This is a genomic window from Rufibacter roseolus (assembly GCF_017916365.1).
GTDB classification, from domain to species: Bacteria; Bacteroidota; Bacteroidia; order Cytophagales; family Hymenobacteraceae; genus Nibribacter; species Nibribacter roseolus.
In genome coordinates this window covers 1,086,233-1,099,727 of the sequence record NZ_JAFMSU010000001.1, presented here as the reverse complement: position 1 = coordinate 1,099,727, position 13,495 = coordinate 1,086,233, and the positions used below count along the sequence as shown (strand labels likewise).

The 13,495-nt window shown below is 53.1% G+C and carries 9 protein-coding genes; 6 read left to right on the top strand and 3 right to left on the bottom strand.

Going from position 1 to position 13,495, the window contains the following annotated elements; translation table 11 throughout:
* Positions 1-21: 21 nt before the first annotated feature.
* From folP to J3P35_RS04575, 4 genes are all read left to right on the top strand, one after another.
* On the top strand, positions 22-900 hold the full coding sequence (folP, locus tag J3P35_RS04590; RefSeq protein WP_210463181.1) for a dihydropteroate synthase: 879 nt from the start codon (positions 22-24) through the stop codon (positions 898-900).
* Complete coding sequence (gene cdaA, locus J3P35_RS04585; RefSeq protein WP_210463180.1) at positions 897-1,727, top strand: diadenylate cyclase CdaA; 831 nt, start codon at positions 897-899, stop codon at positions 1,725-1,727. The genes folP and cdaA overlap by 4 nt, the downstream gene beginning before the upstream one ends.
* Positions 1,728-2,099: 372 nt before the next feature.
* Positions 2,100-3,026, top strand: a complete 927-nt coding sequence (locus J3P35_RS04580; RefSeq protein ID WP_210464089.1) for a serine hydrolase — start codon at positions 2,100-2,102, stop codon at positions 3,024-3,026.
* A gap of 11 nt (positions 3,027-3,037) precedes the next feature.
* Positions 3,038-5,806, top strand: a complete 2,769-nt coding sequence (locus J3P35_RS04575; protein WP_210463179.1) for a DEAD/DEAH box helicase family protein — start codon at positions 3,038-3,040, stop codon at positions 5,804-5,806.
* Positions 5,807-5,933: 127 nt separating this feature from the next.
* On the opposite strand, the gene J3P35_RS04570 is transcribed toward J3P35_RS04575, so the two are convergent.
* Positions 5,934-7,379, bottom strand: a complete 1,446-nt coding sequence (locus J3P35_RS04570) for a phytoene desaturase family protein (RefSeq protein WP_210463178.1) — start codon at positions 7,377-7,379, stop codon at positions 5,934-5,936.
* 137 nt (positions 7,380-7,516) lie between these two features.
* On the opposite strand from J3P35_RS04570, the gene J3P35_RS04565 reads away from it, so the two are divergent.
* Both J3P35_RS04565 and J3P35_RS04560 read left to right on the top strand, forming a co-directional pair.
* A complete protein-coding gene (locus J3P35_RS04565) occupies positions 7,517-8,194 on the top strand; it encodes a 3'-5' exonuclease (protein ID WP_210463177.1) in 678 nt (225 codons plus the stop codon).
* Between the two features lie 238 nt (positions 8,195-8,432).
* Positions 8,433-9,749 (top strand): erythromycin esterase family protein, encoded by a 1,317-nt coding sequence (locus tag J3P35_RS04560; protein WP_210463176.1) that lies wholly within the window; start codon positions 8,433-8,435, stop codon positions 9,747-9,749.
* A 285-nt stretch (positions 9,750-10,034) separates the two neighbouring features.
* Here J3P35_RS04560 and J3P35_RS04555 read toward each other — a convergent pair whose 3' ends face one another.
* Together J3P35_RS04555 and kbl are read right to left on the bottom strand one after the other, a co-directional pair.
* Positions 10,035-10,952 (bottom strand): NYN domain-containing protein, encoded by a 918-nt coding sequence (locus tag J3P35_RS04555; protein ID WP_210463175.1) that lies wholly within the window; start codon positions 10,950-10,952, stop codon positions 10,035-10,037.
* Positions 10,953-12,273: 1,321 nt separating this feature from the next.
* Positions 12,274-13,467 carry a glycine C-acetyltransferase gene (gene kbl / locus J3P35_RS04550; protein WP_210463174.1) on the bottom strand — a complete coding sequence of 398 codons (1,194 nt, stop codon included), beginning with the start codon at positions 13,465-13,467 and terminating at the stop codon, positions 12,274-12,276.
* Between the last annotated feature and the right edge of the window lie 28 nt (positions 13,468-13,495).

The window sequence follows — 13,495 nt, the reverse complement described above, 5'->3', positions numbered from 1 at the left end:
TTCGTTTTACTTTTATAGGAAATGGAAATAGGCCAATTGAACGCGAAAGATACACTTTTTTGCAAAAAAATCACCCTCAACTGCGCTGGTAGATTGGTCTTGTTGCAGCAGCCCACGGTAATGGGCATCCTCAACTCCACCCCTGATTCTTTTTACGCCGGCAGCCGCCTGCAGGGAACCGAGCAGGCCCTGGCCCAGGCCGAGAAGATGCTCCAGGACGGCGCTACCTTTCTGGACGTAGGCGGCTACTCCACCCGGCCCAGCGCCCCTGAGGTTTCGGAACAGGAAGAGCTAAATCGCGTAGTACCCATTATAGAGGCGCTCTCCAAAGCTTTCCCTGAGGCGCTGTTGTCCATTGACACCTTCAGGGCCCGGGTGGCGGAAGAGGCAGTACGGCACGGGGCGCACATCATCAATGATGTCTCCGGGGGCACGCTGGACGCGGACATGTTCCCCACAGCGGGCCGGTTACAGGTTCCGTACATTCTCATGCACATGCGCGGCACGCCGCAGAATATGGCTTCGCAGAACCACTATGAACAGGGTCTGCTGGAAGAGATCACCTCTTTCCTGGCCCAGCAGGTGGCAGCGTTGAGGGCCGCCGGGGTGAAAGACATTCTGCTGGACCCCGGTTTTGGTTTCGCGAAAAATGTGGACCAGAACTACCAGTTGCTGCGCCGGCTCAAAGAACTGGAGTTGTTTGAGTTACCGCTGCTGGTGGGGCTTTCCCGCAAGTCCATGACCTACAAACCGCTGCACGTGGGTCCGGAGGAGGCCCTCACAGGCACAATTGTCGCTAATACCGTGGCGTTACTGAACGGGGCAGACATTCTGCGGGTGCATGACGTGAAGGAGGCGGTACATACTATTGAAATTGTAAAAAAGATGTTGACGGCGTGATTTCATTGTTTTCCATAGGGTTTTTAGACATAGAGTGGCTGGACATTATTGATGTGCTGCTGGTGACGGTATTGCTGTACCAACTCTACAAACTCCTGACCGGAAGCGTGGCCCTCAAGATCTTCTTAGGCCTATTATCTATCTACTTGCTGTACCTGGTGGTGAAAGCCGCCGGCATGGAGCTGCTCACCATCATTCTGGGGCAGTTCATGGGCGTGGGCGTTTTAGCCGCGATTATCGTATTTCAGCCCGAGATCAGGCGGTTTCTCTTGATGATAGGCAAGACCACCGCGTTCAACAATGAGCGCCTGTTCAAAGGATTCCCCTGGCGCCGCACCGAGCCCACGGATAAACTTTCCATCACGCCGTTTATTGAAGCAGCCAAATCCCTGGCCGGCAAGAACACCGGGGCCTTGATCGTGTTTGCCCGCAGCTCTGAGTTGCGTTACTTCGCCGAGTCTGGTGACGCCATTGACGCCATCGTGAGCAAGCGTCTGCTCATTTCCATCTTCAACAAAAACAGCCCGTTGCACGATGGAGCCGTCATCATCCAAGGCAACCGCATCAAAGCCGCCCGCTGCATTCTGCCTGTTACTGAGAGCAACGATGTACCCGCCTCCATGGGTCTCCGTCACCGCGCCGCCATCGGCCTGTCAGAAGTCACCGACAGCGTGGTGCTGGTGGTCTCGGAGGAAACCGGCCAGATTGCCCTGGTCCGCAACGGCGAAGTCTACCGCAACCTCTCCGCCGCCGACCTGCGCTCCAAACTCAACCACTTCCTGTTTGACATCGAACCGAAGGTGGTGGAGAAAGTAGCTGCCGCTTAGCTGATTGCTGGTTGTTGATTGTTAATTGCTTTCCCGCAAAACCCTATCCATCTAGTCTGCCCCAGGCACGTCTGGCGCGAGTGTAATCCAGCAATTGTCCTTTCACCACCCCGCCCTGTGGGCACCCCTCCTGAATCAGGAGGGGAGTTTCTGTTTGCCTACGCTATACCGTCTGCTCAAAAGACCTCGCAGCGTCCAGAGGTCCTGCGAGCGTCTGCACCTACAGCTCTCCTCCCTCAACTAATTTAAACCAAGAAAACACATTTGAGGCCCATTTTACAGAAAATAGCCCCAAAGCGCTTAACAGCCTGTGAACAGAAAAGCGGTTGGCTTACTGGAATTGCCTATCTTTTGGGCTTCAACCACATGACCATGCGCCTCCCTTCACTCCTCGTACTCCTTTTCCTGTTTTCCTTCACTTTTCCGGTTTCCGGGCAGAAAACAGCTAAAGAAAAAACCGACAAACAGCTCACCCAGAAACTACAGGCGCTTACCCAAGACTTCCAGGGCGAGGTGGGTATTTACGTGCGGCACCTGAAGACCGGCAAGACCGTGGCCATTAACGCCGATACGCTTTTCCCTACTGCCAGCATGATTAAGGTGCCTATTATGGTGGCCATGTTTGACAAGATAGAGCACGGTGAGATTGATCCTAAAGCCACACTCCGCTACCGCGACTCCCTCTATTATGCCGGCGAAGACATTGTGGGTAATTTTAAGGATAGTTCTACCGTGGCCCTGAGCAAAATCCAGATGCTTAGCATCACCACTTCAGACAACACGGGCAGTTTGTGGTTGCAGCAGTTAGCGGGCGGCGGGGTAGCCATTAACGCTTGGCTGGAGAAAAACGGCTTCACCTACACCCGCATGAACTCTCGCACTCCGGGCCGCCGGCCTAATTGGGAGAAGTACGGCTGGGGCCAGACCACGCCGCGCGAGATGGCTACGCTAGTGACCATGATCCGAGACGGAAAAGCCGTGAGCCCCGCGGCCAGCGAGCGCATGTACCGGAACCTGGGCCGCATTTATTTTGACGGGGAGGCACTTTCGCAGATACCACCTTTTGTGCACACAGCCTCAAAATCCGGGGCAGTGAACCGTTCCCGTTCCGAGGTGGTGCTGGTCAACGCCCCGCACGGCGACTACGTGTTCTGCATCATCACCAAAAACCAGCAAGACGAGAGTTGGGAATACAACAATGCCGGGTATGCTTTGATAAGAGCTGTTTCCAAGGTTTTATGGCAGCACTTCGAGCCCAAGTCTGACTGGAGCCCGGCCCAAGGCGTGGAGAAATATTAAAAGAGGCACCTATGGAGGAAATACTTGGTTTTACGGAGCGAGAAGAAACCATCCTTAAAGAATTTCCTTCGGGAATTCAGTTCTTATACCCTTGGCGCAAGTACCAGGAGCGGGTGCTGAATGAACTGGATAGCCACCTAGAGAACGGGCATCTGCATGTGATCGCGCCACCGGGTTCAGGGAAAACAATCCTGGGGCTGGAAGTGATGCTGCGGCTCAACAAGCCTACTTTGATTCTGGCCCCCTCGCTGGCCATCCGGAACCAGTGGATTCAGCGTTTCTGCGACCTTTTTCTGAAAACAACTCATAAACCAGACTGGATCTCCCGCGACATCAGGCAGCCGGCCTTTGTCACGGTGATCACCTACCAAGCCCTGCACGCGGCCTGTAATAATCTTTCTGTCTCAGAGGAAGCAGAGGAGACATCAGAAGCAGAAGAGACTCAGGTGAAGGCGGCTGCCCGCTCCAACGCAAATCTGGAAGACATCGTTAAATTGCTCCGGCAACAGGGGGTGCAGACCGTTGTGGCAGACGAAGCCCATCACCTCAAAAATGAATGGTGGAAAACGCTCATTCAGGTGAAAAAGAAGCTCCGCCCCACGGTTGTAGGACTTACCGCCACACCTCCCTATGATGTAACGCCTCTGGAATGGCAACGGTACACAGAACTGAATGGGCCGGTTGACGCGGAGATTTTTGTTCCGGAACTGGTGGTGGAGCAGGACCTGTGCCCGCACCAGGACTATGTCTATCTCTCCACGCCCACCCTGGAGGAGTCAAAGAAAATTGTAGAGTTCAGAAGCAAAATCCTGCAACTCTTTGAAGAACTGAAGCAGGACCCCACGCTGGCGCAGGCGCTGGAACAGCACCCCAGTTACGCGCAGCCCTTAGAACAGCTTGAGTGGATCTACACCAATCTCAAGTGTTACTCGGCCACGCTCATCTTTCTGAACGGCATCGGGAGACAAATCTCACCGGTCCATCTGGAAGTCATAGGTGATCCTGATTTCAAGATTCCGGAGCTCAATTATGAGTGGATGGAAGAAGTGCTCCAATTTTATCTGTTCCTTGCCCCTGCAACTTTCCTTGGTTTTGAGGAGCATCAGGAGCACCTGAAAAACAAACTAAAGCGCTACAGTGCGCTGGAGAAAAGGCAGATTAGCTTCAGGCACAGCCACAGAATACAATCTTTCCTGGGCACCAGCTTGAGCAAGCTCAAAAGTGTAGAGCAGATTGTTTCTTTTGAACACCAGACGTTAGGCAAAAACCTCAGGCTGGTGGTGCTCACAGACTTCATCAGGAAAGAATATCTACATCCGGCCGGGCACCAGCTGCCCCTGACCAAAATGGGTGCTTTGCCCATCTTTGAGCAGTTACGAAGAAGCCAGGGGAAAACCATTAAGTTGGCCGTCCTGACGGGCTCCGTGGTGATTCTGCCGCGGGCTGCCTTCCCTGCCCTTGAGCGGTTTGCCTTGACGGCAGGTATTCTTACCATAGCTGCCATCCCTCTCGCCTACGACGCCAGCTATCTGCAGATCCAATTCACGGAACAACTGAAACACGCCCTGGTACATTTAGTCACCCAGGTATTTCAGGCCGGTGAGATTGAGGTATTGATTGGCACCAAATCTTTGCTGGGCGAAGGATGGGACGCTCCCTGCATCAACACGTTGGTATTGGCTACCTCGGTGGGCTCCTTTGTTTCTTCCAACCAAATGCGCGGACGTGCTATTAGAGTACAGGCGGGTAACACTGCAAAGACGGGCAATATCTGGCATCTTGCCTGTCTGGATGCCACAGACGCCCAAGGCGGAAATGACATGGAGATGCTGCGCCGCCGCTTTAAGTCTTTTGTAGGAGTCTCTCTCAAAGAGGAAATAACGCTGGAAAACGAGCTGGGCCGGCTTAATTTACCGACCGGCTCTCTTACCGCAGACCAGATCAATTCCAGTAATGATCAGATGCTTGCCTTTGCCACTCAACGGCACCAGTTGCAGGAACGCTGGCAGCAGGCCCTAGCCAAAGGTTTGTCCCTGGTGGAAGAGATCAAGGTTCCATTTCCTGAGACCCGTCGCAGTTACCAGGCTTCTAAATCCCTGTTTTACAACCGCACCATTGCCTATCTCTTGGCAGAGCTGATCAGCATGATCCTGGCGTTTGGCAACGGTGCCCTCCAGGGTTTAGGTCGTTCCGCCCGCCATATTCGCACCACCACCGACCTGTTCTTTTACCTGGCTTTCATAGGTGTCATTGGCATGCTCTTTTTTGGAAGGCAGCTGTATACCACAGCTCGGCTATATGTCAAGTACCGCGATATTTCAGAAGACTTCAGACAAATTGGCGAAGCCCTCCTGCAATCATTGGCAAAAGCAGGAGTGTTACAGACGGAGGTAGCCAAGCTCAACGTGGTCTCTTCTGTAGACGCACATGGCAACATCTACTGCCACCTAAATGGCGGCACCACCTTTGAGCGCTCTTATTTCATCAAAGCCCTGCGGGAGATGATTGGCCCAGTGGGTAATCCGCGGTATGTCATCATCCGGAAGAACTCTTTTATGAAGTTTCTGCTGCAGAAAGATTATCATTCCGTGCCGGAGGTGATCGGGAAAAACAAAACACTGGCAGAATTTCTGGAAAATCAGTGGAGGAATCTGGTAGGACATTGCGAACTGGTTTTCACCCGTAATCTGGAAGGACGCAAGCTATTGCTAAAAGCCCGCCTGCACTCTCTTGCCTCAGAGTTTGAAGACAAAACCGAGCAGGTAAACAAATGGCGATGAGCAGTTATAACGCCCTGAAAAGAACAAAGCCCACCATCCACACTAAGTGCTTCAGGTGAGCTTTTTCCCTTCATGAGATAGTAAGACCGCTATATTCGGCGCTACCCCTATCCTGTGGCAAATATTTTTAAGATAAAATTGGTGCCGGTAAGCGGAACACATCCTTAAGGGCCCGGCGGGCGGCGTGAAAACCGCACATGCCGTGCACCCCTCCGCCCGGCGGCGTGGAGGAAGAACAGATATAAATGCCTTTGGCCGAGGTCTGGTACGGAGACAAGGTCACTACCGGCCGGGTGTACAGCTGCCCCAGGTCAATAATGCCACCGTTGATGTCCCCACCTATGTAGTTGGGATTATGCGCCTGCATCTGAGCGGTGTTCATGGTGTGCCGCGCCAGGATCAAATCTCTAAAACCGGGCGCAAAACGCTCCACCTGCCGTTCAATAGCATCGGTCATGTCAATGGTAGAACCGTTGGGCACGTGGCAGTACGCCCAAGCTGTGTGTTTGCCCTGCGGCGCCCGGGTGTGGTCAAAGAGACTTTGCTGGGCCAGGAGCACAAATGGTTTCTCGGGATGCTTCCCGCTCGCAGATTCCCTTTCCGAGGTCGCAATCTCTTCCAGCGTATTTCCCAGGTGGATGGTCCCGGCTTGGCGACACTCGGGTGCGGTGAACGGGATAGGCCCGTCCAAAGCCCAGTCTATTTTGAACACGCCCATGCCGTAGCGGTAGCGCTGCAGTTGGCCTCGGTAAAAAGGTGACAGTTTCTCACCGGCGATGTCCAGGAGTTGTTTAGGCGTTACGTCCAGCAGCAGGGCTTTATGGAAAGGCAGTTGCTTTAGAGAGGTCACGTAGTTTCCGGTTTCAATCTTCCCGCCCAGACTCACAAAGTAAGAAGCCAGCGCGTTGGCTATCTGTTGCGAGCCGCCTTTAGGCACCGGCCAGCCCTGCAAATGTCCCACCGCCATGAGCACTAACCCGATGGCCGAGGTAGTAAGGTTAGACAAAGGTTGGATAGAGTGCGCGGCCATACCCGCCCACAGGCCTCGGGCCTCCTGGGTTTTGAAGCGGTTGGCCAGAAAAGTGGCAGAAGTCAGGGCATTCAGCCCGAAGGCGGCCATGTCGATGGGGTGGTTGGGAATGCGCAGCGGGCCTAACACATCTTTCGCCAGGGCGGGCCAGCTCTTGACCAGCGGCTGCATCAGATTGAGATATGATTTCCGGTCTGTTCCCAGCGCTTGAGCGGTTTCCTCTAAAGACAGGTGCAACGCCGCGGCCCTTCCTCCGTCAAAGGGGTGCGCCGCCGAGACCTCGGGGTACACAAACTCAAGCCCGTGCTCCTGCAGCGGCAGCGTCTTGAAGAAAGGGGAACCAGCCGCCAACGGGTGGATGGCCGAGCACACATCGTGCACAAAACCGGACAGGGTCAGTTCCTGGGACCGCAGACCGCCGCCCAACTTGTCTTTGCCTTCTATCAACAGCACCTCCAGCCCCGCCTGCTGCAGCACTATGGCCGCAGACAAACCGTTAGGACCAGAACCAACTACCACTGCGTCATATTGAGTAGTGCTCACGCTTGCTCTTTTTAAGGGTTATGGTATCTCCTGCAACAACTTGGTTTGCGCTTTGTTTTTAGCCTGATTTATGAAAACAAGGATAAAAACAGAACAAGGTTCTTGCGTATACGTGCTACAAGCTACTCATTTTTTCCATGCCTGACGCTCCCTTTCTGCCGCTTTTTCCGGACCTCACGCCCATCCTCAGCAACGTGACCGCCCTTGATTTTGAAACCACCGGCGTAAGCGGGAGCAAAGGTCGGGTGATTGAGATAGCGGCCGTGAAAAGCGCCTACGGCAAGATCACCGGTCGGTTCCATACGCTGGTGCAACTGAAAGGCGAGCTCCTCAGGAAGATCACGGAACTCACGGGCATCACACAGGAAGATCTGGCCAATGCCATGGACGAGCGCACCGCCTTCAGCATCCTCAAAGAGTTCATCGGCGACAGCACGGTGGTGGCGCACAACGCCCCTTTTGACTTGGGGTTCCTGTACAGCACTTACCGTCGGCTTAAACTTGGCCCGGTGCAGCATCCGTTTATAGACACGCTGTCGGTGTGTCGTTTGCGGCAGCCCTCTCCGCGCAGCCTGCCCGATATGTGCAAGGCCTATGGCATCCCGCTCACCAGGTGGCACCGCGCCCTGCCAGACGCCACGGCCACCTGGCAGCTCCTCCATCGTCTGCATGAGGAAAGCCCCCTGGACAATATGCGCAACAAACTGGTGCTTAACCCCAAGTACGGCACCCCTTATTGGCTTCCGCCGCTGGCCGAACTTTTACCCGCTCCCAATGCATCCGTACAGGACACTACTATCAACAGCAAAGATTGACGGATAGGCTGCGGCCTTCAGCACCATCGGGCGACAGGAATTTAACAATACCAATACATCTAACACCTAGTAGCTTTCATTATTTTTGGTATTTGCCTCCCTAAAAACCCGTACAAATTCAACGCACCAAGATCCTGCCCTTCCGTTTAGCATATTCTGGGAATAGCACTAAGTCCACCTTTTATGACTATTCCATTCCTCTAAATCAAACTCAGATTAGCTTATGCGGAAATTGAACATGGGAAAATTACGGCTGGTGTGGGTCTTTCTGTTAAGCGGATGGCTCTACTCCTGCTCCTCAGACAATGACACACTAGACCAGATAGAGCAGGAACAGGGTTTCCTCACCAAAGGGGTTTACCCGCTGGAGGACGTAGGTGACCTGGACATCCTGATCAATGAGATAGGTAACAGCCAGTACGTATTGATTGGGGAAGCCTCCCATGGTACCTCTGAATTCTACACCTGGCGAGCCAACATCACCAAAAGACTTATTCAGGAGAAGGGATTTAACCTCATTGCAGTGGAGGGTGATTGGCCGGCCGCCTATTCTTTGAACCAGTACATCCAGGGACAGACGGGCGGCACCGCACAGCAGGCAGTGCAGGCCTTTCAGCGGTGGCCTACCTGGATGTGGGCGAACCAAGAGGTAGCCACCTTCTCTGAGTGGCTCTGGCAAAACAACCAATCATTAGCCCAGAACCAGAAGGTGGGTTTCTACGGCATGGACGTCTACAGCATGTGGGAATCACTGGAGGAGGTACGCGCTTATATGGAGACGGCAGACCCCGCCATTGCCCAACTGGCCCGTAATGCCCAGATCTGCCTGGAGCCTTACAACCGGGATGAGCAACTGTATGCCCAGGCCACCGCGCAGGGCACCTCCTGTGCGCAGCAAATGCAGGCCCTGCTGGAGGCAGTACAGGCCTACCGGTCCAGGCAGCCCGCCAACCATGAGGCCGCCTTTAACGCCGAGCAGAACGCCCTGGTAGCCGTGAACGCGGAACGGTACTACACCCAGATGATCCGGAGCAGCACAGGTTCCTGGAACGTGCGCGACCGCCACATGCAGGAGACCGTGAACCGTCTGGTAGCCCATAGGGGAAACGGAGCTAAGATCGTTATCTGGGCCCATAACACGCACGTAGGTGATGCACGCTTCACAGACATGGCTACCAGTGGCATGGTGAACATAGGGCAATTGATACGGGAGCAGCACGCCGCCCAGGGAGTGTATTTGGTGGGCTTCGGGTCTTACCAGGGGCAGGTAGTGGCGTCTTCTATGTGGGGTGCCGCTACCAGGGTCATGAACGTGCCGGCCGCCATGAACAACAGCTGGGAAGATATCCTGCACCGGTATAGCGCCGAGGACAAACTCCTGCTCATGCGCGAGCTGCAGGACATCCCCGAAGCGCTCCAGCGGCGCGGCCATAGGGCTATTGGCGTGGTGTATAACCCGGCATCGGAGGCAGGCAATTACGTGCCCACGGTCCTGCCCCGCCGCTATGACGCTTTCCTGTTCATAGACCAGACCACCGCCCTTAACCCGCTTTAGGCCCGTTTTCAGAAATCAGCCCCAAACCATCACCCGACGAGGAAACGTACCTGTTTCCAATGAAAAAGGGGGAGCTGTCCGGCTCCCCCTTTAGTATTTTTGTCTTTGTTGTTTTGTCTTAAAAAGACTTTGTCACGCCTCTCTTCAATCTTTCAAAAACAGCTAGTCAGGCTGTATTGAACACTCATACCCAAAAAGGCTAGTCAGGCCGTTTGAGCTTTTTTATCCAACGGGGGCTAGTCAGGCCGCCCATGAATGGTTCTTCTATGGCAGTTAGTCAGGCTGCTAGAGAAGTTTGACGCTTTTGGCCACGTCGTTGCCTTCATCATCTTTCTCAATCTCGAACTCCACGCGGTCGCCTACGTGCAGCTCATTGAAATCTGTGTCCACCACGTTGGTGAAGTGGAAGAACAGGTTGTTGGGCGGGAACTTGATGAAACCGTACCCGTTTTTGAGGCTCATGATCTCTCCTTCGCCGTGCCCGCTAATGTTTCCGATAGAGTCTCCATAGTCCTCGTCGTGGCCATGGGAGGCGGTGCTCCGCTTCTGGTCTGGCTGTACGAACAACCGCTGGATGGTGGCATCGTTGCGGGCAATGCGCTGGTCAATAATGCCGTGCATCGCCATGGGATAGGTTACCTCGGCCAACAGATCCTGCGACGGGCGGGTTGTCATCCGCTGGCCGTTGTCTGTGGTGTACTCAAACTCCCAGGTAAGCGCCATCACGCGGGTTCCCAGGGTGTTCACCTTGCGTACCATGGGCACGTAATCCCCGTCTGAGGAGATGAGCACCAGTACATCGAACCGTTTGTAGAAAGCCTGTTCAAAGGCTTCCAGCGCCAGCCATACGTCTATGCCGCGTTCCTGCTTGTACCCCTCCGGCGTTGTCCGCACCGGCAGGTAATGGGTAGTCACGCCCTCAGACATAAGGATGTCATCAAACACACGGTCCCAGTACAGGGTGTCGCCGCGTTGGCTGGCCTCATAGGCATTGAGCCGGCCCCGGAAATAGTGGGCGTCTACGATTCTACAGAAACGTGGGTCCACGTCCTCTTCCTCGGCCACTTGTTCCCTGATAAATTCATGGAGGCCAGAAATACTAATCCTGCGTTTGCGCTGATGGCCGTAGGCATAGTAATTACTGACCTGCAAGAAGTAATTGCCGTCATAGAAGACGCCAATCCTCACTAGTTTTTCCTGCATGTGGTTTTAGTTTTTGTCTGTCTTTTTATTTATCTATTTAATTTTTTGTGTTTGTTGTCTCAACCTATTGCCAATTCTATAAGGTGCTGGGGGAATAAACGGGCGAAAGCGGCAAAAGCCAGAGGTGTTTTTTGGGGAGGGGGAGCAGGAAATAGTTCGCTTTGGATTCTTTTTGGGAACTGAGGGGGAAAAATCTGCTATATCTTAAAAATACCTTCATTGAATTTTAGTCTGGGGGACCACTTTCTGATTCATTTTATCATCTGCTTCTACAGCAGTTACCAATTACCGGTACTGGCGCTCCTTCGTCCGGAAGCCGTACACTATTGCTTTCTCCTAAATGAAAGAGCATCTCCTTTAAGGAATTACAAAGCAAAAGTAGGGAATGATCTCTTTGCTGACAACCTAAATTCCATATAATAATAAACGCCTCCGCTGGTAGCATAGTACATACCAACAGAGACGTTTTAGGGGTATTTCTGATAAAATAATTTAAAAACAAAAAGACACTTTTACTGTTATGCAGCAGAATATTTCTATTTACAGAATCTCTCTATTTTACCCTCAGGGCAAAGCAAATTTGCTCTCCTTTCCATATGGCATCAAAGACAAAACAGTCGCCGGACTTGAGGTTTGGTTCTGCTGGATTGGAAGCCTCGTTTTTACCGGCTGCAGGGCTCATGCCCCAGGCGTATAACTCAACCTTTTGCAGGCTTGCCTAGTCTTTGAAAGGAAGAGCCTTCACGGGTCTCATACCCCGCAACAAATACACATTCTAGATTTCCAAACCCTCTATGGATTTGACCATCACCCCGGCTTTCAATTCCTTCTGCGTTTAGCTTTTTACCAGATCCACAGATTGTCCATCCCTGAATAACAGGCATATGGGTTTTCCTTGCGGCCAGCTTACGCAATCGTTTGCATAAAAATACAGCAGCAATACGGGCAGGAGAGATTTTAATAGAACTCTAGATTTCACCATAGTTTGGGATTTAATTATGGATTAAATAAATCAGGAATTCTATTGGTTTATTTGATTTACAGAACCTCCATATCTCTGCCAGCCGACTTGGCTTTTATAAATATATTTAAAAAAATATACTTCCTGACATCACCCAGGATTGGGTAATTTTCTTCTGTACAAGCGCCAGTAAAACTGTTAACTTAGTTTAACAACTAATTATTTAGTTATATAATTTTAAATTCCTCTCACCTTATCATTTTTAGCTACCAGAAAGTGGTCACGCCAAAAACAAAACCGGCCGACCAATCTGAAATTGGCCAGCCGGTTTTGTCTCGTCTTCTCTTGATATCTTAAGAATTACCCTTTCAGGACACCCAGTTCTCTACCCACCTCGGTGAAGGCCTGAATGGCGCGATCTATCTGCTCCTGAGTATGTTCCGCGGATAACTGTACTCTTATGCGGGCCGCTCCTTTGGCTACCACCGGAAAGTAGAATCCAATCACGTAGATGCCTTTCTCCAGCATGCGGGCGGCAAACTCCTGGGCCAAAGTGGCTTCGTAGAGCATCACCGGCACAATAGGATGCACACCCGGACGAATATCAAATCCGGCGGCGGTCATGTTCTCCCGGAAGTACTTGGTGTTCCACTCCAGACGGTCACGCAGCTCAGTGGTAGAGCTCAGCAGTTCCAGAACGGCCAGGGAACCACCCACAATGGACGGGGCCAGCGAGTTGGAGAACAGGTACGGGCGCGAGCGCTGGCGGAGCATGTCAATGATCTCTTTGCGGCCCGAGGTGAAGCCGCCCATGGCGCCGCCCAGAGCTTTGCCCAGCGTACCGGTGATGATGTCTACGCGGCCCATCACGTTGTGGTACTCATGCGTGCCGCGGCCGGTCTTGCCAATGAAGCCGCTGGAGTGCGACTCATCTACCAACACTAGGGCTTTGTACTGGTCTGCCAGGTCGCAGATTTTGTCCAGTTGCGCGATAGTGCCGTCCATGGAGAAAGAACCGTCAGTGACAATGATGCGGTGCTTGGCGCCTTGGGATTCCTGCAGCTTGGCTTCCAGATCGGCCATGTTGTTGTGCTCGTAGCGGTAGCGCTGCGCCTTGCACAGCCTGATGCCGTCAATGATGGAGGCGTGGTTCAGGGCATCGGAGATGATGGCAGACTGCTCATCAAACAATGGCTCAAACACACCGCCGTTCGCGTCAAAGGCCGCCGCGTAGAGGATGGTGTCCTCGGTGCCCAGGAACTCGGCCAGTTTCTGCTCCAGCTGCTTGTGGATGTCCTGGGTTCCGCAGATGAAACGCACGGAGCTCATGCCGTAGCCGTGGGTGTCCAGGGTGCGTTTGGCTGCCTCCAGCACCGCCGGATGCGAGGAAAGCCCCAGGTAGTTGTTTGCGCAGAAGTTCAGCACCTCGCCGGTCTGCTGGGTTTTGATCTCGGCGTGCTGCGGGGTGGTGATCACGCGCTCTTTTTTATACAGGCCATTGGCTTTGATCTCGGCTAACTGCTGCTCCAGATCTGGTTTTAAGGTTTCGTACATATCGGTTAGATAAACTTGCTACTGGTTT